Genomic DNA, 19,428 nt, shown 5'->3' with positions numbered 1-19,428 from the left:
GATCTTGGTGAGGGCTCGGTAACCGACCGGCAATACCCGGGCAACCCCGCCGACCCGGCCGCCTCCTAATTTCTGTCGAGCGACAGAAATGTCGTACGACCGAGACGTCCCCGCAGCCGGAGGTCCCCGCGATGGCGACAGCGACCACTTACGGAGCCCGCGCCCACGCCCGCGCCCAGGAGGGCAGACGCGCCGAGGCGATGCCCGTCGTCCCCGCCGCCGACTGGCCGGCCCCGCCCTGCGAGGCGGGCCACCTGGTGTGGGCCGAGACCGTCGCGGGCGGCAACTACACGCACCGCGTCCTGGCCCGCGGCACCGAGCTCCGCCTGACCGACCTGCGCGGCGACGCCTGCGCCCACCTGCTCCTCTACGCGGCCGACCGCCCCTGGGAGCGGCTGAACGTCGCCGACACGGTCAAGGTCCAGTGGAACGCCTACCTCGGCGAGGGCCAGCTCCTCCTCTCCGACCAGGGCCGCGTCCTCGCCTCCCTCGTCGCCGACACCTCCGGACGCCACGACGCGCTCTGCGGCACGTCCACGCTCGTCCGGAACACCGAGCGCTACGGCGACGGCACCCCGCAGTCCGACTCCCCCGCCGGCCGCGAACTGTTCAAGCTCGCCGCCGCCAAGAACGGCCTCGAACCCCGCGACCTGCCACCCTCCCTCTCCTTCTTCCAGGGCGTCGAGATCCGCGACGACGGCTCCCTCGACTTCACCGGCTCGACCGGCCCCGGCGGCAGCGTGACCCTGCGCGCCGAGCAGGACGTGACCGTACTGATCGCGAACGTGCCCCACCCGGCCGACCCGCGCGACGACTACGTCAGCACCCCGCTGGAGGTGCTCGCCTGGCGCGCCGAAGCCACCGGGCCGGGCGACCCGCTGTGGGAGGCGACGCCCGAGGGCCGCCGCGCCTTCCTCAACACCACCGAATTCCTTGCCGCGAGGGGGCTCGCATGACCACGACCGTTGTTCCCGCCCGCGCCGCCTGGTCCGCCGTCGTCCGCACCGGCGAGACCCTCACCATCACCGACCTGCACGGCAACCAGGCCGTCGACTTCCTCGTCTACGACGCCCACGACACGTCGGTCCGCTACAGCGCCCCCGACACCATCCACGCCCAGGGCGGCATCTTCCTGACCGCCGGCAGCGTGCTCATGTCCAACGAGCACACCCCGCTGATGACCGTCACCGAGGACGAGGTCGGCCGGCACGACACGGTCGGCGGTGCCTGCTCCAAGGAGTCCAACACCCTGCGCTACGGCCACCACACCTGGTCGCAGCACGCGTGCGTGGACAACTTCCTCGCCGAGGGAGCCAAGTACGGCCTGGGGAAAAGGGACTTGGTGTCCAACATCAACTGGTACATGAACGTGCCGGTCGAGAAGGACGGCACCCTCGGCATCGTCGACGGCCTCTCCGCCCCGGGCCTGAAACTGACCCTGCGCGCCGAACGCGACGTCCTCGTCCTGGTCTCCAACTGCCCCCAGATCAACAACCCTTGCAACGGTTTCGAGCCGACGGCCGTGCAGATGACCATCGGAGTCTCCGGATGAGCTTCGACACGCTGCTGATCGCCAACCGGGGTGAGATCGCCGTCCGCATCATCCGCACCGCCCGCGAACTCGGCCTGCGCACGGTCGCCGTGTACTCCGACGCCGACCGCTCCGCACCGCACGTACGGCTCGCCGACGAGGCGGTACGGCTCGGCCCGGCGCCCGCGAAGGAGTCGTACCTCGACGCCGACCTGGTCCTGAAGGCGGCCAAGGACACCGGCGCGGGCGCGATCCACCCCGGCTACGGCTTCCTCTCAGAGGACGCGGCCTTCGCCCGGCGCTGCGAGGACGCCGGAATCGTGTTCGTGGGCCCGACGCCCGCGCAGCTGGAACTGTTCGGCGCCAAGCACACCGCACGGGCGGCAGCCGAGTCCGCGGGGGTTCAACTGGCCCCGGGGACAGGGCTCCTGGACTCTGTCACAGAGGCTCTCGCCGAAGCGGCCGTCATCGGCTACCCCGTCATGCTCAAGGCGACCGGCGGAGGCGGTGGCATCGGCATGTCGGCCTGCCACTCCGCCGACGAACTGACCGAGGCGTGGGAGCGGGTGCAGCGCGTCGCCGCCGCCTCCTTCTCCTCCGCCGGAGTCTTCCTGGAACGCCTCGTCGAACACGCCCGCCATGTCGAGGTACAGGTCTTCGGCGACGGCGAGGGCGAGGTCGTCACCTTCGGCGACCGCGACTGCTCCCTCCAGCGCCGCAACCAGAAGGTGGTGGAGGAGGCCCCCGCACCGGGTCTGCCCGACGCCATCCGCACCCAACTGGCCACCTCCGCCCGCGACTTGTGCGCCTCGGTCGGCTACCGCTCCGCCGGAACCGTCGAGTTCGTCTACGACGCCCGCCGCGAAGAGGCCTACTTCCTGGAGGTCAACACCCGCCTCCAGGTGGAACATCCGGTCACCGAGGAGATCTACGGCGTCGACCTGGTCGCCTGGATGCTGCGCCTGGCACGCGGCGAGCGGGACGTCGTACGCGACCCTGGCAGCCCGCGCGGCCACGCCGTCGAGGCTCGCGTCTACGCCGAGGACCCGTCCCGCGAACACCGGCCCAGCGCGGGCCTGTTGACCCGTGTCGAGTTCCCGCACGGCGTCCGCGTCGACGGCTGGGTGGAGACCGGGACCGAGGTGACGACGTCGTACGACCCGATGCTCGCGAAGGTCATCGCCTACGGCTCCGACCGCGCCCACGCGCTGCGACGGCTCGACGAGGCGCTGGCACGCACCCGGGTGGACGGCATCGAGACGAACCTGGGCCTGGTCCGGGCGGCGCTCGCCGAGCCGGACTTCCGTACGGCCGCCCACTCCACGGCGACCCTCGCCGCCGTCACCGATCCCACGCCCCGCATCGAGATCGTCGCCGGCGGCACCCTCACCACGGTCCAGGACTGGCCGGGCCGCACCGGCTACTGGCAGGTCGGCGTCCCCCCGTGCGGCCCGATGGACGACCTCTCCTTCCGCCTCGGCAACCGCGCGCTCGGCAACGACGACGGCACCCCGGGCCTCGAATGCACCCTCCAGGGACCGACGTTGAGGTTCACCCACGCCACCACGGTGTGCGTGACGGGCGCCCCGGCACCGGTGACGGTCGACGGCGCTCCGGTCCCGCAGTGGGAGCCGGTGACAGTCCCGGCGGGCGCGGTCCTGGAGATCGGCGCACCGGCCGAACACGGCCTGCGGACCTACGTGTTGTTCGCCGGCGGCCTGGACGTACCCCCCTTCCTCGGCAGCGCCAGCACCTTCACCCTGGGCCGGTTCGGCGGCCACGGCGGCCGGGCGCTGCGCACCGGTGACGTCCTGCACGGCGGCACGGTCGCCGAGGGCACACCGGTACCGCCCGCCGACCGCCCGGCCTTCGGCACCGTATGGGACGTGGCGGCGGTCGAAGGCCCGCATGCCGCACCGGAGTTCTTCACCGAGGACGACATCCACGACTTCTACGCGGCCGACTGGAAGGTCCACTTCAACTCGGCCCGCACGGGCGTCCGCCTGGTCGGCCCGAAGCCGCGCTGGGCCCGATCCGACGGCGGCGAGGCGGGCCTGCACCCGTCCAACATCCACGACACCCCGTACTCGGTCGGCGCGGTCGACTACACGGGCGACATGCCGGTACTCCTGGGCCCCGACGGCCCGTCCCTCGGCGGCTTCGTCTGCCCCGCGACGGTGATCAGCCACGAACGTTGGAAACTGGGCCAGTTCAGGCCCGGCGACACGGTCCGCTTCCGCCCGGTGAACGTGGACGGCTCGCCCCGACCGTCCATCGTGGACGGCGGAATCCTCGCCAGGGACGGCGACGTCACCTTCCGCCGCAGCGGCGACGACAACCTCCTGGTCGAATTCGGCCCCATGCAGCTGGACTTGGCGCAGCGCATGCGCGTCCACGCCCTGATGGAGGCGGTGTCGGAAGCGGACTTCGAGGGCGTCACGGACCTCACCCCGGGCATCCGCTCCCTCCAGATCCAGACGGACCCCACCCGCCTGCCCCAGTTCCAACTCCTCACCGCCGTAAGGGAGATAGCGGCGGCCCTCCCGCCCACCGACCAGCTGATCGTCCCCTCCCGCACGGTCCACCTCCCCCTCTCCTGGGACGACCCGGCGACCCGCGAGGCCATCGCCCGCTACATGGCGGGCGTCCGCGACGACGCCCCCTGGTGCCCCTGGAACATCGAGTTCATCCGCCGCGTCAACGGCCTGGACTCCGTCGAGGACGTCTACGGCACGGTCTTCGACGCCGAATACCTCGTACTCGGTCTGGGAGATGTCTACTTGGGCGCCCCGGTGGCCACCCCTCTGGACCCGCGCCACCGCCTGGTGACCACCAAGTACAACCCGGCCCGCACCTGGACGGCGGAGAACTCGGTCGGCATCGGCGGCGCATACCTCTGCATCTACGGCATGGAGGGCCCCGGCGGCTACCAGTTCGTGGGCCGTACGACCCAGGTGTGGTCGGGCTGGCAGCAGCGCGGCGCGTTCGAACCGGGCTCGCCCTGGCTGCTGCGCTTCTTCGACCGCATCAAGTGGTACCCGGTGGAGGCGGACGAACTCCTCGACCTCCGGGCCGACATCATCTCCGGCCGTTTCGTCCCGCGCATCGAGGAGGGCACGTTCTCACTGGCCGAGTACGAGGCGTTCCTCACCGAACACGCCGAATCCATCGCGGAGTTCAGGTCCAAGCAGCAGACCGCGTTCGGCGCGGAACGCGACGCCTGGGAGGCGGCGGGCGAGTTCACGCGCGCGGAGGCGGCAGCCGCCCCGGCACCACAGCAGGCCGAGGTGACGGTCCCGGTCGGCGGACGCCTGGTCGAGGCCGAATTCGCCGCGTCCGTCTGGCAGTTGAACGTCGAGCCCGGCGACGAGGTGACCGTCGGCCAACCCCTCCTGGCCCTTGAGGCGATGAAGATGGAATCCAGGGTCCACGCCCCGATGGCCGGTGTGGTGACCGCGATCCTGGCCAGGCCCGGCGACCAGGTCGAAGCGGGCACGGCGCTCCTCGTCCTCGCCCCCGCAAGCTGAACAGCAAGGAGCACCAAGAGATGTCGACCACCTCGACCACAGTGTCCCGAGTCCGCGCCGCCTACGCCCGCATCGAGGCCGTGGACCGCCCCGAGATCTGGATCGACCTGCGCCCGCGGCCGGAGGTCGAGCAAGAGGCACAGGCGCTCGACGAGCGAGTGGCAGCAGGCGAGCAACTCCCCCTCGCGGGCCGCCTGTTCGCGGCCAAGGGCAACATAGACGTACGGGGCCTGCCCACGACGGCCGGCTGCCCGGCGTACGCCTACGACCCGGAGACGGACGCCCCGGTGGTGGCTCGCCTCCGCGCGGCGGGCGCGATCGTGCTCGGCACCACGAACCTCGACCAGTTCGCCACCGGCCTGGTCGGCACCCGCTCCCCGTACGGCGCGGTCCGCAACGCCCACGACCCGGCGCGGATCAGCGGCGGCTCCAGCGCCGGTTCGGCGGTCGCCGTGGCCCTGGGCATCGTCGACTTCGCCCTCGGCACCGACACGGCGGGCTCGGGCCGGGTCCCCGCCGCCTTCAACGGCATCGTCGGCCTCAAGCCCACCCGCGGCCTGGTCCCGACGGCGGGAGTCGTCCCGGCCTGCGCCTCGATCGACTGCGTGACGGTCTTCGCCCGCACCCTCCCCGAGGCCGAACAGGCCCTGTCCTTCATGGCCTCCCCGCCGGACCGCGACCTCCCGCCCCTCCCCCAGCGCGCGCCGGGCCCGTGGCGCATCGCGGTGGCGGCACGCGAACAGCTCGGCGAGCTGGACGAGGGCTGGGCAGAGGCCTACGAGGCGGCGGTGGAGCAGCTCAGGGGCGCGGGCGCCGAGATCCGCTCCCTCGACCTCACCCCCTTCACGGAGGCGGCGGCGATGCTCTACCAGGGAGCGTTCGTGGCCGAGCGCTACACGGCGGTTGGGAGCTTTATCGACAAAGTAATAGCAGACGACGACATCGAGGGCCTGGATCCCACCGTCACCGGCATCATCACCCGAGCCCGGGACATCCCGGCCCACCAGCTGTACGCGGACGAGGAACGCCTCGCGACCCTCCGCACCCGAGCCCTGTCCGAACTGGCCGACGCCGACGCCCTGTTGCTCCCGACCACCCCGGGCCACCCCACCCTGACCGAGGTCGCGGCCGATCCCCTGGGGGCCAACGCCCGCCTGGGCCGCTTCACCAACTCCACGAACCTCTTCGACCTGGCAGCGGTCGCCGTCCCTGCGGGCGAGGTGAGCCGGCTCCCCTTCGGCGTCATGCTGATCGGCCCGGCGTTCACGGACGACCGCCTGGCACAGATCGCGCGCGCCCTGGAGCCGACGGTCCAACTGGCCGTCGTAGGAGCCCACTTGACGGGCCAGCCGCTGAACCCCCAACTCCTGTCCCTGGGCGCCCGCTTGGACCGCACGACGACAACGGCTCCGGTGTACCGCCTGCATGCCCTCGCGACAACTCCGCCCAAGCCGGGCCTGGTGCATGTGGGCGAGGGCGGCGCGGAGATCGAGACGGAGGTGTGGCGCCTACCGGCAGAGGGCTTGGGCAAACTGCTGGCCGCACTCCCCCGCCCGATGGCGCTGGGAAGCGTGGAACTGGCAGACGGCACAAGGGTCCCGGGTTTCCTCTGCGAGCCGGCAGCAGTGCCGGACGCGGAGGACATCACCAAGTACGGCGCCTGGCGAACTTACCTGAACCGATAGCGTTTCAGGGGCGCGGGGAACTGCGCGACCAGCCCCCACGCACCCGCACCCGCCAACGCCCCCGTCACCCCACCGACGAGTACGCCACAACCCCCCGCAGCAACAGATCAACAGCCTTACGCGCATTCTTCGCCACAGTAGAGGTCGCCTCCCCGCCAGAAACCGGCGCCGCCGCCGAGATCTGCCCGAGCACATCGATCACCTGCTTGCACCACCGGACAAAGTCCCCGGCCGGCATCTCCACCTCCCGAAGGACCTCGTCCAGCCCCTTCCCACTGGCCCACATGAACGCGGCCCAGGCGAAGCCGAGATCGGGCTCGCGCTGCCCGACCCCCTCGGTCTGAGTGATCCGGAAGTCTTCCTCCAGGGCGTCAAGACGCCCCCAGATCCGCACCATCTCCCCCAGCGCGGCCTTGGCCGCACCGGACGGCACCTTCGGCGTCGTAGCGTCGTCGCTGACCCGTGCCTCGAACACCAACGCCGAGACGCACGCGGCGAGTTCGGCAGGGGCGAGCCCCTCCCACACACCCTCGCGCAGACACTCACTGGCGAGCAGGTCGAGTTCGCCGTACAGGCGGGCCAGCCGCTTGCCGTGCTCGGTGACCTCGTCGCCGCGCAGATAGTCCAGCTCGGTGAGGAGCGCGACGATCCGGTCGAAGGTGCGGGCGATGGTGTTGGTCCGCCCCTCGATCCGCCGCTCCAACTGCGTGGTGTCCCGCTGCAGCCGGTGATAGCGCTCGGCCCAACGCGCGTGGTCCTCACGGTCGTTGCACCCATGACACGGATGCGCCCGGATCGCCGTACGCAACTGCGCGATCTCGCGGTCGTCCGCAGCCTGCGAGCGCTGCTTGCGGGCGCGCTCCGGCGGGATGTGCCCGGCCTTGGTGCGCAGTGCGGAGGCCAGGTCCCGACGGGACTGCGGGGAACGGGGGTTGAAGGACTTCGGGATCCGCATCCGGTCCAGGGCCTCGACAGGCACCGGGAAGTCCATCGACGCGAGCCGCTTGACCTGCCGTTCGACGGTCAGGACGAGCGGACGCGGGCCGTCGTGCTGCTCGAAGCCGCGGTGGCCGTTGGACCGTCCGGCGGGCAGGCCCGGGTCCAACACCAGTGCCAGGCCCGCGTACTTGCCGGTCGGGACATGGATGACGTCTCCCGGCTTGAGCTTCTCCAGGGCGACGGCGGCCTCGGCGCGCCGCTGTGCCACGCCCTGCCGGGCGAGCTCGGTCTCGCGGTCCTTGAGCTCGCGACGCAGCCGCATGTAGTCGTCGAAGTCGCCCAAGTGGCAGGTCATGGAGTCCTTGTAGCCCTCCAGGCCCTCTTCGTTGCGCTGCACCTGCCGTGAGATCCCGACGACCGACTTGTCCGCCTGGAACTGCGCGAAGGAGGTCTCGAGGAGTTCGCGCGAGCGGTGCCGCCCGAACTGCTCGACGAGGTTGACCGCCATGTTGTACGACGGCTTGAAGCTGGAGCGCAGCGGATACGTACGGGTGCCGGCCAGTCCCGCGAGGTGCTCGGGACTGATCCCGCGCTGCCACAGCACGACGGCGTGGCCCTCGACATCGATGCCGCGGCGGCCGGCCCGACCGGTCAACTGCGTGTACTCGCCGGGCGTGATGTCGGCGTGCTGCTCGCCGTTCCACTTGACGAGCTTCTCCAACACCACGGAGCGCGCTGGCATGTTGATGCCGAGCGCCAGGGTCTCCGTCGCGAACACGGCCTTCACGAGGCCGCGCAGGAACAGCTCCTCGACGACCTCCTTGAACGTCGGCAGCATGCCCGCGTGGTGGGCCGCGATGCCGCGCTCCAGGCCTTCCAGCCACTCGTAGTACCCGAGGACATGCAGGTCCTCGTCCGGGATGGACGCCGTGCGCTCCTCGACGAGGGCGCGCACCTTCTCCCGCGCCTCGTCGTCGTTGAGCCGCAGCCCGGCGTACAGACACTGCTGTACGGCGGCCTCGCAGGCGGCGCGGCTGAAGATGAACGTGATGGCGGGCAGCAGGTCCTCGGCGTCCAGCCGCTCGATGACCTCGGGGCGGCCCGGTGTCCACACCCTCGAACGCGATCTGCGCTCCCGCTCCCGGTCGGCCTCGCGCATGGCCCGGCCGCGTCTGCGGTCCTGGTAGGACGGGCGCTGGGCCTCCATGCGGGCCAGGCGGGTGAGGTCGGGGTTGACGGCCTTCTTGTGGCCCTCGCCCTCCTCGAAGAGGTCGTACATCCGCCGTCCGGCGAGCACGTGTTGGAAGAGCGGGACCGGCCGGTGTTCGGAGACGATCACCTGGGTGTCGCCGCGGACTGTGTCGAGCCAGTCGCCGAACTCCTCCGCGTTCGACACCGTCGCCGAGAGCGAGACCAGGGTCACCGACTCGGGGAGGTGGATGATCACCTCTTCCCAGACGGCGCCGCGGAAGCGGTCGGAGAGGTAGTGCACCTCGTCCATGACCACATAGCCGAGGCCGAGGAGGGTCTGGGAACCGGCGTACAGCATGTTCCGCAGGACCTCGGTGGTCATGACGACCACCGGTGCCTCGGAGTTGACGCTGTTGTCGCCGGTGAGCAGGCCGACCTTGTCGGCGCCGTAACGGCGGCACAGGTCGGCGTACTTCTGGTTGGACAGTGCCTTGATGGGGGTCGTGTAGAAGCACTTCTTGCCCTGCTGGAGGGCGAGGTGGACGGCGAACTCGCCGACGATCGTCTTGCCGGAGCCGGTGGGCGCCGCGACAAGGACGCCCTTCCCCGCTTCGAGCGCCTTACAGGCCTCGATCTGGAAGGGGTCGAGACCGAAGTCGTACATCTCGCGGAAGTCCGCGAGCGCGGTGGCCTGCTCGGCTGCCCGCAGGCGGGCTGCCGCGTACCGCTCGGCCGGGGAGAGGTCCTCTGTCATCGTGCTTTCGAGCGTACCGGGCGCCACTGACAACAGGACGATCATTATCCGTTCCCATAGGTCCTCCACACACGGAGACCGGCCGCCCGCGCTGCGGGAACGGCCGGTCTCGGCGGAGGTCGGGAAGATGATCAGGTCACGTCGTCATACCCGTTGACCCGGTCCGAACCGGCGCCGCTCGCCTGCTCGGGCAGGGCCGCACGGCCGGCCGAGACGGCTTCGACGTCGCCGATGTCCTCGGGGGTGAGATCCAGGTCGGAGGCCTCGTCGTCGGCCGGTCCCGCCTCGTCGCGGCGCCGCTTGCGCCGGTCGTTGAGCAGGGAGAAGACGACCGCGCCGAAGTACAGCACCCAGATCGGCCCGGCCAGCGCCAGCATGGTCAGCGGGTCGGTGCTGGGGGTGGCGACGGCGGCGAAGACCGTGATGCCCAGGATCATGGCGCGCCACCAGCTGAGCATCCGCTTGCCGGTCAGCGCGCCCGTGAGGTTGAGCATGATCAGCAGCAGTGGCAGCTCGAAGGAGAGGCCGAAGACGAGCACCATGCGCGTGACCAGGTCGAGCAGGTCGTCGAGCGGGAGCAGGTTGTTGACGTCCTTGGGCGTGAAGCCGATCAGGACCTGTGCCGTGGTGGGCAGCACCCGGTAGGCGAAGTAGGCGCCACCGAGGAACAGCGGGACGCCGGTGCCGACGAAGGAGAGCGCGTACTTCTTCTCGTTCTTGTGCAGGCCCGGGGCGACAAAACCCCACAACTGGTACAGCCAGACCGGGGAGGCCAGTACGACACCGGCCATCAGGGACACCTTCAACGCCAGTGTGAACGGCGTCAGCAGACCGTTGATCGTGATCTGCGCGCACGGCTGGGACGTCTTGGACGCCCTCGACAGCTGCTCGAAGTTCTGGGAGCAGCCGACCGAGTGCAGCACCGGCTTGGTGATGATGTTGACGATGTCGTTGTAGAAGAAGGCGGCCACGCAGGTCACCACGATGATGGCGAGCATCGCCTTCGCGAGCCGGTTGCGCAGCTCACGCAGATGGTCCGCGAGGGGCATCCGCCCCTCGGGGTCCTTCTCCTTCGTGCGGGCAGACTTGGGCAACCCACGTCCTCATCTCGTGCGGCAGGCCGAGGGGGTCCCGGCCCTGCGTCAGCGCTTGGTCGTGTCCGACGGCTCGGTGACGGGACGCGCACTGGTCACGTCGCCGGGAGCGGCCTGGATGGTGCGCTGCACGGACTCGTCGGTGTTCGGCGGGCCGGCGGGGGCGGGGGTGCTGTTGCCCTCTTCCTTCATCGCCTTGGCCTCGCTCTTGAGGATGCGGGCGGACTTGCCGAGGGAGCGGGCCATGTCCGGAAGCTTCTTCGCGCCGAAGAGCAGCACGATGACGACGAGGATGAGAATGATCTCGGGAGCTCCGAGCCTTCCGAACATAAGTCTTTACCTTCTCACCGAGGCGGCTGGGGTGGGGGTGCTGTCCGATCGGTCGGACATCTGTCCGACCTTCGTGCTGCCAGCGATCGTAACGCTCAGGGGTAAACGTCAGGCAATCCCCGTGCGTACTCCCGGTCCGCGCTCCGGGCCTCGTTATCCGGACCGCGATCAGCAGCGTACCTGCCCCCACCGACAACGTGACAGGGCAAAGTGACGCGAAGCGCATCAGGCGCGCAACTCACACCCCACGCATACGTGACTCACAGTGCGTCGACGGAACGGGCCGTGGCCACGGCCGCCCGTTCCAGGTCCTCGGCCGCCCTGTTGATGCGCTGGGCGGCCTCCGTGACCTGGCGTCCGAGCCGCTGCGCCTCCAGGAAGACCCGGACGGCGAGCACGCCGAGCACGGCGAGACCCAGAAAACCCACAGCTACCGCGACCATCGCCCAGAACATGGGGCGAGCCTAGACCCTGCTACCCGACCGAGGTCAGCCGCAGGGTCTTGACCCCGCCGCCGGTGAGCAGTTCGACGATCCGCTCGCCCGCGGGCTTGCGGACCGCGGCGCCGCAGTCCGGGCAGGTGAAGGAGTAGAACGTGGTGCGGCTGGTGGCGCCGATGGCGAGGCGCAGGGCGCTCGCCGCCAGTTCGAAGTTGCCCCGGCAGTCCGGGCAGCCCGCTCTGAACACGACGGGCATCACGTTCTTCATCCCGGCGAACGCGGCGGCCACCGTCATCTCCTGGACACCTGAGACACCCGACATCGTCGACTCGCTCACAGCCCCTGCTCCTGCCTCTCGCCAACACCATGCACACCGTCAACCACGCTCTGCGGTCCGTCGTACGCCGCCAGTGCCTCGCGGGCCGCGCGGCGGGCGCTGTCGGCGAGGTCGCCAGGGGAGACGATCCGGCCGTCGCGCCCGAGCCGCAGGGCCAGGCGTCTCAGGGACGTCGGGTCGGGGGTGCGCAAGGTAATACGCAGCCCGCCGTCGGGAAGCTCATCGGCACTGTCGTGCGGGTAGTACTCGGCGACCCAGCGCCCGCCCGGGCCGACCTCGACGACGACCTCCGGGTCCTCGGCGGCGGGCTGCACCAGCGCCTCCGACAGGTCCCGCAGTTCGATCTCGGGCGGTGCGGACGGCTCGTCGAGGATCTTGATCTCGGCGACCCGGTCGAGGCGGAAGGTGCGGCGCGCCTCGGAGCGCCGGCACCAGGCCTCGACGTAGGTGTGCCCGACGCTGACCAGCCGGATGGGGTCGATCTCGCGCTCGGACAGCTCGTCGCGGGCGGGTGAGTAGTAGCGGATCCACAGGCGGCGGCGCTCCGAGATCGCGCGGTCGACGTCCGCGAAGACACCGCCCTCTGACTCGAAGGTCACCGAAAGGCGGGCGCTGGCCCCGGCCGCCTCACCGGCCGCCGCCTCCAGCTTGGCGTTGGCGCGCAGCAGCGCCTGCCGGTCGCTCTCCCGCAGGCCCGGCAGGGTCGATACGGCCCGGGCGGCGACCAGCAGCGCGGTCGCCTCGTCGGCGGCGAGCCGGAGCGGCTCGGCGACGTCGTCCGGGTTGTGCCACCAGATGCGGTCGCCGTCGGTGTCGATGTCGAGCAGGTCGCCGCCGCGGAAACTGGTCCCGCACATGGGCAGGATGTCGAGGTCGGAGACGAGCTCGTCCTCGGTGATCCCGAAGGCGCGCGCGACGTCCTCGACGCGTGCTCCGGGGCGCTCCCTCAGATAGGTCACCAGGGAGAGCATCCGCCGGGTCTGGTCGATGGCGTTGACGGGCCTGACCGGTTTTCCTGCCACAGTTCTCTTCCGCTCCCCCTCAGCCCTTGGCCACGGCACGCAGCCGGTCCACCACGTCGGCCCGCAGCTCGGCGGGCTCCAGGACGACCACGTCCGGCCCGAACTCGACCAGCCAGGCGTCCAGTCCGTGGCCGTACGGAATCTCCAACTCGTCCCAGCCGTCCCCGAGTTCCCGAACCGCCGTGGCTTTCGCCCGCAGGGGGTATCCGGAGCCGGTGCGCAGCCGGATCAGGGCGGAGCGGTCGGCGGTCTCCCCCGCCCAGCTCGCGACGGTCTCGCGCACGGTGACGACATCGGGGACGTCCGCGGTGAACCGCCCGTTGCGGGAGCGCACCTTGCCGGTGATCCGGGAGAGCCGGAAGACGCGTTCGGCACCCCGGTCCCGGTCCCAGCCGGCGAGGTACCAGTGGCCGCGCCAGCACTCCAGGGCCCACGGCTCGACGCTGCGGGTCTCGGGGCGGGCGGCGGTGGCCTTGCGGTACTCGAACACGACCGGCCGGCGGTCGCGGCAGGCCAGCATCAGCGGCTCGAACGACGCCTCGTGCACCGGAATGCGCGGCTCCAGGGCGCCGTGCGGCTCGTACGGGTCGAGGTCCTCGGGCATTCCGGCGGCGCGCAGTTTCTGCAGTGCTCCGCTGGCCGCGCCGGCGAGCCGGGCCTGCTGCCACACCTTCGCGGCGAGACCGAGCGCGGCGGCCTCCTCGGCGTCGAGGGTGATGGGCGGGAGGCGGTTGCTGTCGCGGCGGGCGAGATAGCCGACCTCGCCGTCCAGGTTCTCCACCGTCTCGATGACCAGCCCGAGTTCGCGCAGATCGTCCTTGTCGCGCTCGAACATCCGGTTGAAGGAGTCGTCGCTGCCCGCTTCGAGGTAGGCCTCGATGGACTCGCGCAGCTCACGCTTGCTGAGCGGCCGCCGCGTCCCGAGCAGACACAGCGCGAGGTTCATCAGCCGCTCGGCCTTGGCAATGGCCATCGACGCCCTTCGCCTTCCTCTGTACTTACGAACGATGACCGTACCGCCCCACGACGGCCCGGCAAAAGCCGAGGGCCCATGCCCGAGCAGGCATGGGCCCCAGGTGATCGGGACCGGTCGGATCCGGTGATCAGACGGCGACGAGGTCGACCACGAAAATCAGGGTCTCGCCCGGCTTGATCGCCGGGGTCGGGCTCTGGTTGCCGTAGGCGAGGTGCGCCGGGATGGTCAGCTGGCGGCGGCCGCCGACCTTCATGCCCTGCACGCCCTGGTCCCAGCCCTTGATGACACGGCCGCCACCGAGCGGGAACTTGAACGGGGTGCCGCGGTTCCAGCTGGCGTCGAACTCCTCGCCGGTGCTGAAGGCCACGCCCACGTAGTGGACGGTGACGTTCTGGCCCGCCTTGGCGACCTCGCCCTCGCCCTCCCAGAGGTCCTTGATCTCCAGGTCGGCCGGGGGTGCGCCCTCAGGGAAGTCGATCTCGGGCTTCTCGATGCTCACGTCTCTAGCTCCTGCTTGTGTACGACAAGACAACTCGGACAGTCTCGCATCCCGGCCGCGCTCGTGCGTCGGCCAGGCACTCACCCGCGGGACTACATCGCCGCCAGGATGTCGACCGAGAACACCAGGGTCTCGCCCTTCTTGATGGTGCCGCCGGTCGGCGGGGTGTCGCCGTAGGCCAGGTCCGGGGGCGCGACGATCAGGACGCGGCTGCCGACCTTCTTGCCGGTGACGCCCTGGGCCAGGCCCTTGACGACGGACTCCATCTGCGAGATCGCGAACTGGCTCAACCGGCCCTGGGAGTACGTCGATTCGAACTGCTTGCCGGTGGACCAGACCACGCCCTCGAACTGGCACAGGATCGTCTGGGACGCCTTGACGACGGCTCCGTCGCCCTCCAGGACGTAGTTCGACACCAGCTTCTTCGGCGGGTCCACCTTGGGGACGGTCACCGAGGGGGCCTTGCCGTCGGTGTTCGTCCCGACCTTGGGCAGCGCGGAGTCGGACTGGGCGACGGCCTTGCCCTTGGCGGAGCTCTTGATGTTGAAGGCGTCCTGCACGTCGATCACGAAGACAAGCGTGTCGGTGCCCTTGATGCCGGCCTGGCTGTTGCCCGTCGTGCCGTATCCCCAGGTCGGCGGGATGGCCATCTCGACGCGGCTGCCGACCTTCCGGCCCGCCAGGCCGTAGCGCCAGCCGTCGATGATGCTGCCCTGGGCGAGCTGGATGACCAACGGGGTCTTGCGGTCGTAGGAGTTGTCGAAGACCTTGGCCGTCGACCAGATCTGGCCCAGGTAGTTGACCTGGACGAAGTCGCCCTCCGCGACGGCCTTGCCGCTGCCCGCGATGACCGTCTTGACCGCGAGGTTCTTCGACGGATCACCGGTGCCCTTGGCGACGGTCGGCTTCTCGTCGAACTTCGTGCCCGCGGTGATCGCCGGCACCGGACCGTCGACCACCTTCGGCGGCGGAGCGGTCGAGGCCGAGGCGGACGGCGACGGCGACGCGCTGGCCTTGCTTGAGGAGGAATCGCTGTCACCGCACCCCGCGAGCGTCACGAGTCCTGCGGGAACAGCGATGAGAAGGGAGCGTCGGCGCACGGTGAAGGCCTCGTATCGGTCGATCTTGTTGATGGCGTGCGCGCAACTCTACGGCGTGGCACGGGCCCCGTACGTGAAACGTACGGGGCCCGTGTGGCGTACCGAATATGTATCCGGACGTCGGTGTCCGGACGCTTTTGCCCTACATTCCGGCGATCAGTTTCTCCACCCGGTCGTCCACGGAACGGAACGGGTCCTTGCACAACACGGTGCGCTGCGCCTGGTCGTTGAGCTTGAGATGCACCCAGTCGACGGTGAAGTCCCGCCGCTGTTCCTGGGCCCTGCGGATGAAGTCGCCGCGCAGCCGTGCCCGAGTGGTCTGCGGCGGAACGGACTTGCCCTCGAAGATCTTCAAGTCGTTGCAGATCCGGGCGGCTTGGCCCTTCCTCTCGAGGAGGTAGTAGAGCCCTCGGCGACGGTGGATGTCGTGGTAGGCGAGGTCGATCTGGGCGACCCGCGGGTGGGACATGGTCATGTTGTGCTTGGCCCGGTACCGCTCGATCAGCTGGTACTTCATGACCCAGTCGATCTCGGTGCCGATCCGGTCGAGGTCCTCGGCCTCGATCGAGTCCAGGACCCGGCCCCAGAGTTCGAGGACCTGCTCGACGGTGCCGGTGCGGATGCCGCGGCGCTCGCAGAAGTCCACGGCCTTCTCGTAGTACTCGCGCTGCACCTCCAGCGCGGAGGCCTCACGGCCGCTGGCCAGACGCACCTTGCGCCGGCCCGTGATGTCGTGGCTCACCTCACGGATCGCCCGGATCGGGTTCTCCAGGGTCAGGTCACGCATCACCGTGCCCGCCTCGATCATGCGCAGCACCAGGTCGGTGGCGCCGACCTTGAGCAGCATGGTCGTCTCGGACATGTTCGAGTCGCCCACGATGACGTGGAGACGGCGGTAGCGCTCGGCGTCCGCGTGCGGTTCGTCGCGGGTGTTGATGATGGGCCGGGAACGCGTCGTCGCCGAGGAGACACCCTCCCAGATGTGTTCGGCGCGCTGGCTGACGCAGTACACGGCGCCGCGCGGGGTCTGCAGTACCTTGCCCGCGCCGCACAGCAGCTGACGCGTGACCAGGAACGGGATGAGGATGTCCGCGAGCCGGGAGAACTCGCCGTGCCGTGCCACCAGATAGTTCTCGTGGCAGCCGTACGAGTTGCCCGCCGAGTCGGTGTTGTTCTTGAAGAGGTAGACGTCGCCCGCGATTCCTTCCTCGTGCAGGCGTCGTTCGGCGTCCACCAGGAGTCCTTCGAGAATGCGCTCGCCGGCTTTGTCGTGGGTGACCAGTTCGGTCACGTTGTCACATTCGGGGGTCGCGTATTCCGGATGTGAGCCCACGTCGAGATAGAGCCGGGCGCCGTTTCGCAGAAAGACATTGCTGCTGCGGCCCCATGACACGACACGGCGGAAGAGGTACCGAGCCACCTCGTCGGGAGACAGACGCCGCTGTCCCCTGAACGTACACGTGACGCCGTACTCGTTCTCCAGCCCGAAAATGCGGCGGTCCATGAGTGAACATTACGCCCGATCCCCTGTGCTGAAACGGGGTTCGACCGCACGGTTTGGATCATTTTCCGATGAAGCCGCAACGACCGCTCCCCCGGCGGGAGCTGCGAGGACCCGCCCGGTGGCCAGCAGGACCAGCAACGACACCGCCCCGGCGGCCCCCGGCACGGCGAACCCCCACAGCGGCCCACCGGCCTCTACGACCGGTCCCGCGACGCCCGTTCCGACCGACGCTCCCACGGTGAACGTCGTCACAAGCCAGGAGAAAGCCTCGGTGACCGTCCCTTTCGGGGCATGCCGGTCCACGATGATGAACGCACAGGCGAGAGCGGGCGCGAGGAACACTCCGGCGAGCACGGTCAGCAGCACCATGGCGACCGCGCCCGGCATGAGCATCAGCGGCAGATAACACACCGCCAGCAGCCCCACCAGGACCCGCAGTCGGCGCTCGGGCACCCCGGTCCACTGCCGCGCCCCGTAGACCGTCCCGCCCAGCAGCGCGCCGAGACCGATCGCCGCCATGAGCCACCCGTACACCACGTCACCGCCGTGCCCGTCCGCGTACGGCACTGAGGCGACCGTGATGGACCCGAGCGCCATCCCGACGAACAGGAAGGCGCCCAGCAGCGCCAGCAGCCCCGGCGAGCGCAGGGCACCCAGCCAGTGCGCGGCACGCGGAGCCGACCGCCACGCGCGCGAGGGCGGCGACACCACTACGGAGAGGGCGCCCAGCACCCCGATGACGTTCAGCACGAGCAGCGCCACCGGGGCGGACCACAGCGACACGAACACCGTCACGAGCAACGGGCCCACGGTGAACATGACTTCCTGCGCCACGGCGTCCATGGCGTACGCCGTGTGCACCTGCTCCTCCCGGCGCAGCACGTTCGGCCACAGGGCGCGCAGACCGCCCTCCAGGGGCGGCGCGAAGAGGCCGGCGGCGGCCACGGCGACGTAGGCGAGCGGGAGCGGATCGGTGCCCCAGCAGGCGAAGACGGTCATCGCGAGGGCGGAGAGGACCGCGGCGGGGAGCTGCACCCGCGGCTGTCCGTGGACGTCCACCAGCCGGCCGAGGAGGGGCTGCCCTACGGCGTTGGCGATGCCGTAGACGGCCGCCAGGGCCCCGGCGAGGCTGTAGGTGCCGCCCTCGGCGCGGATGAACAGCACGATCGCGATCGCGGCGGTGGCGTTCGGCAGCCGGCCGACCAGCGTGCCTATGAGCAGGCGAGTGGCGTGTCTCGCCCTGAGGATCTCCAGATATCCCACGGCTCTGCCCCACCCTCACGTTTTACGTATAACTTCCACTGTCATACGTACCATGTGCCCTGTTCACGAGTCCAGACGAAGCACAGCCGAAGGAGCAGGCGCGGTGGCACCAGGCAGCACCCGCCCCACCAGCCGCGACGTCGCCCAGGTAGCCGGGGTGTCGCAGGCCGCCGTCTCGCTGGTGCTCGGCGACAAGTGGCGGGGCCGCGTCTCGGAGACCACCGCCGAACGCGTCCGGGAGGCCGCACGCGACCTGGGGTACCGCCCCAACCTCGCGGCCCGCAATCTCAGGCTGGGACGTACCCGTACCGTCCTTCTGGTCGTCCCCGCGCTGACCACGGAGTTCTTCGCCGGCGTCTACACCGGCGCCGCCCGGGTCGCCGCCGAACACGGCTTCGGCGTGGTCCTCTACCCCTCCCCCGAGGGCATCGGCCCCGCCCGCGACCCCTTCGCCTCCGCACAGGCCGCCCTGGACGGCGTCATCGCCTCCTCCATGGCCGCCGACGCCCTCACCGCGATCCGCGGCGACCAGCTGCCTCTGGTGATGCTCGACAGCGACCCGGAGGGCAGCCTCGGCGCCGCGACCGTCAACCTGGACATCGCCGACGGCGTCCGCCAGGTCGCCGACCACCTGCTGGCCCTGGGCCACCGCCGCTTCCTGCACCTCGCCGCGGACATCCCGTCCTGGACCTTCGAGGTACGCGCGCGTGAACTGGCCGCACGGGTGGGCTCCGTGGCAGGCACCTCGGTACGTACGACCCGCGCCCCCATCTCGATCGAGGGCGCCCTGACCGCCGCCGGGGCCGCCCTCTCGGCACCGGGACCCCGGCCCACCGCCCTGGTCTGCGACGACGACAAACTCGCCGCCGGCGCCTACAAGGCCGCCCGCCGCCTCGGCCTGCGCATCCCGGAGGACGTGTCGATCACCGGCCTGGACGACCTCGCCCTGGCCACCGCCATCGACCCGGAACTCACCACGGTCCGTCTCGACGCCGAACTCTTCGGGGAACACGGCATGCGCGCCCTCCTGGCGGTCCTGGACGGCCGCGTGCCGGAGGAGGGGGACATCCCGGTGGAACTGGTCGTACGCGGTTCCACGGCGCCCCCTGGCGGCCCCTGACGCCCCGCTACGCCCGTGGGGGGGGCGGGCGGGGGGGGGGGGGGGGGCCGGCGGCGGTGGAGGTGTGGGAACGCACGCGGGCTAATCAGCGGGCGCCCGCCGCGGGAGCGGGGGCG

16 protein-coding genes are annotated in these 19,428 nt (G+C 70.4%); 5 read left to right on the top strand and 11 right to left on the bottom strand.

Going from position 1 to position 19,428, the window contains the following annotated elements; genetic code table 11:
- Positions 1 to 131 precede the first annotated feature (131 nt).
- Genes ACFXC1_RS24820 through atzF form a run of 4 tightly spaced genes read left to right on the top strand, consistent with a single transcriptional unit; the run spans position 132 to position 6,743 of the window.
- Complete coding sequence (locus ACFXC1_RS24820) at positions 132 to 956, top strand: urea amidolyase associated protein UAAP1 (protein WP_381245900.1); 825 nt, start codon at positions 132 to 134, stop codon at positions 954 to 956.
- Complete coding sequence (locus ACFXC1_RS24815) at positions 953 to 1,552, top strand: urea amidolyase associated protein UAAP2 (protein ID WP_381245898.1); 600 nt, start codon at positions 953 to 955, stop codon at positions 1,550 to 1,552. The genes ACFXC1_RS24820 and ACFXC1_RS24815 overlap by 4 nt, the downstream gene beginning before the upstream one ends.
- Positions 1,549 to 5,058: a 5-oxoprolinase/urea amidolyase family protein gene (locus ACFXC1_RS24810; protein WP_381245896.1), complete on the top strand. Its 3,510-nt coding sequence runs from the start codon at positions 1,549 to 1,551 to the stop codon at positions 5,056 to 5,058. Before ACFXC1_RS24815 ends, ACFXC1_RS24810 begins: the two co-directional genes overlap by 4 nt.
- Complete coding sequence (gene atzF / locus ACFXC1_RS24805; RefSeq protein ID WP_381246126.1) at positions 5,055 to 6,743, top strand: allophanate hydrolase; 1,689 nt, start codon at positions 5,055 to 5,057, stop codon at positions 6,741 to 6,743. Before ACFXC1_RS24810 ends, atzF begins: the two co-directional genes overlap by 4 nt.
- A 64-nt stretch (positions 6,744 to 6,807) precedes the next feature.
- Here atzF and ACFXC1_RS24800 read toward each other — a convergent pair whose 3' ends face one another.
- The 11 genes from ACFXC1_RS24800 to ACFXC1_RS24750 form a co-directional block, all read right to left on the bottom strand.
- The gene (locus tag ACFXC1_RS24800) at positions 6,808 to 9,672 is read right to left on the bottom strand and encodes a DEAD/DEAH box helicase (protein WP_381245895.1); all 2,865 of its coding nucleotides are present in this window, start codon (positions 9,670 to 9,672) and stop codon (positions 6,808 to 6,810) included.
- A gap of 86 nt (positions 9,673 to 9,758) precedes the next feature.
- Positions 9,759 to 10,721 (bottom strand): twin-arginine translocase subunit TatC, encoded by a 963-nt coding sequence (gene tatC / locus ACFXC1_RS24795; RefSeq protein ID WP_381245894.1) that lies wholly within the window; start codon positions 10,719 to 10,721, stop codon positions 9,759 to 9,761.
- Between the two features lie 48 nt (positions 10,722 to 10,769).
- A complete protein-coding gene (tatA, locus tag ACFXC1_RS24790) occupies positions 10,770 to 11,051 on the bottom strand; it encodes a Sec-independent protein translocase subunit TatA (protein WP_200680138.1) in 282 nt (93 codons plus the stop codon).
- Between the two features lie 260 nt (positions 11,052 to 11,311).
- Positions 11,312 to 11,506, bottom strand: a complete 195-nt coding sequence (locus ACFXC1_RS24785) for a hypothetical protein (protein WP_381245892.1) — start codon at positions 11,504 to 11,506, stop codon at positions 11,312 to 11,314.
- A gap of 19 nt (positions 11,507 to 11,525) precedes the next feature.
- Positions 11,526 to 11,828 carry a hypothetical protein gene (locus tag ACFXC1_RS24780; RefSeq protein WP_381245891.1) on the bottom strand — a complete coding sequence of 101 codons (303 nt, stop codon included), beginning with the start codon at positions 11,826 to 11,828 and terminating at the stop codon, positions 11,526 to 11,528.
- Positions 11,825 to 12,850 (bottom strand): helix-turn-helix transcriptional regulator, encoded by a 1,026-nt coding sequence (locus ACFXC1_RS24775; protein ID WP_381245889.1) that lies wholly within the window; start codon positions 12,848 to 12,850, stop codon positions 11,825 to 11,827. The genes ACFXC1_RS24780 and ACFXC1_RS24775 overlap by 4 nt, the downstream gene beginning before the upstream one ends.
- A 19-nt stretch (positions 12,851 to 12,869) precedes the next feature.
- Positions 12,870 to 13,823, bottom strand: coding sequence for a helix-turn-helix transcriptional regulator (locus ACFXC1_RS24770; protein WP_381245888.1), 954 nt, complete (start codon positions 13,821 to 13,823; stop codon positions 12,870 to 12,872).
- A gap of 130 nt (positions 13,824 to 13,953) precedes the next feature.
- On the bottom strand, positions 13,954 to 14,325 hold the full coding sequence (locus tag ACFXC1_RS24765) for an FKBP-type peptidyl-prolyl cis-trans isomerase (RefSeq protein WP_019066120.1): 372 nt from the start codon (positions 14,323 to 14,325) through the stop codon (positions 13,954 to 13,956).
- A gap of 92 nt (positions 14,326 to 14,417) precedes the next feature.
- Entirely contained in the window at positions 14,418 to 15,425 is a 1,008-nt protein-coding gene (locus ACFXC1_RS24760) for an FKBP-type peptidyl-prolyl cis-trans isomerase (RefSeq protein WP_381245886.1), read from the bottom strand.
- A gap of 142 nt (positions 15,426 to 15,567) precedes the next feature.
- Positions 15,568 to 16,929, bottom strand: coding sequence for a Pup--protein ligase (gene pafA / locus ACFXC1_RS24755; protein ID WP_019066118.1), 1,362 nt, complete (start codon positions 16,927 to 16,929; stop codon positions 15,568 to 15,570).
- A gap of 9 nt (positions 16,930 to 16,938) precedes the next feature.
- Positions 16,939 to 18,192, bottom strand: coding sequence for an MFS transporter (locus tag ACFXC1_RS24750; protein ID WP_381245884.1), 1,254 nt, complete (start codon positions 18,190 to 18,192; stop codon positions 16,939 to 16,941).
- A 103-nt stretch (positions 18,193 to 18,295) separates the two neighbouring features.
- On the opposite strand from ACFXC1_RS24750, the gene ACFXC1_RS24745 reads away from it, so the two are divergent.
- Positions 18,296 to 19,312, top strand: a complete 1,017-nt coding sequence (locus tag ACFXC1_RS24745; protein ID WP_381245883.1) for a LacI family DNA-binding transcriptional regulator — start codon at positions 18,296 to 18,298, stop codon at positions 19,310 to 19,312.
- Positions 19,313 to 19,428 lie beyond the last annotated feature (116 nt).

It is taken from the genome of Streptomyces hokutonensis (assembly GCF_042751305.1).
In the GTDB taxonomy this organism is placed as follows: Bacteria; Actinomycetota; Actinomycetes; order Streptomycetales; family Streptomycetaceae; genus Streptomyces; species Streptomyces hokutonensis_A.
Note: the sequence above shows the minus strand (reverse complement) of the source record. Positions and strands in the feature narration are given on the sequence as shown.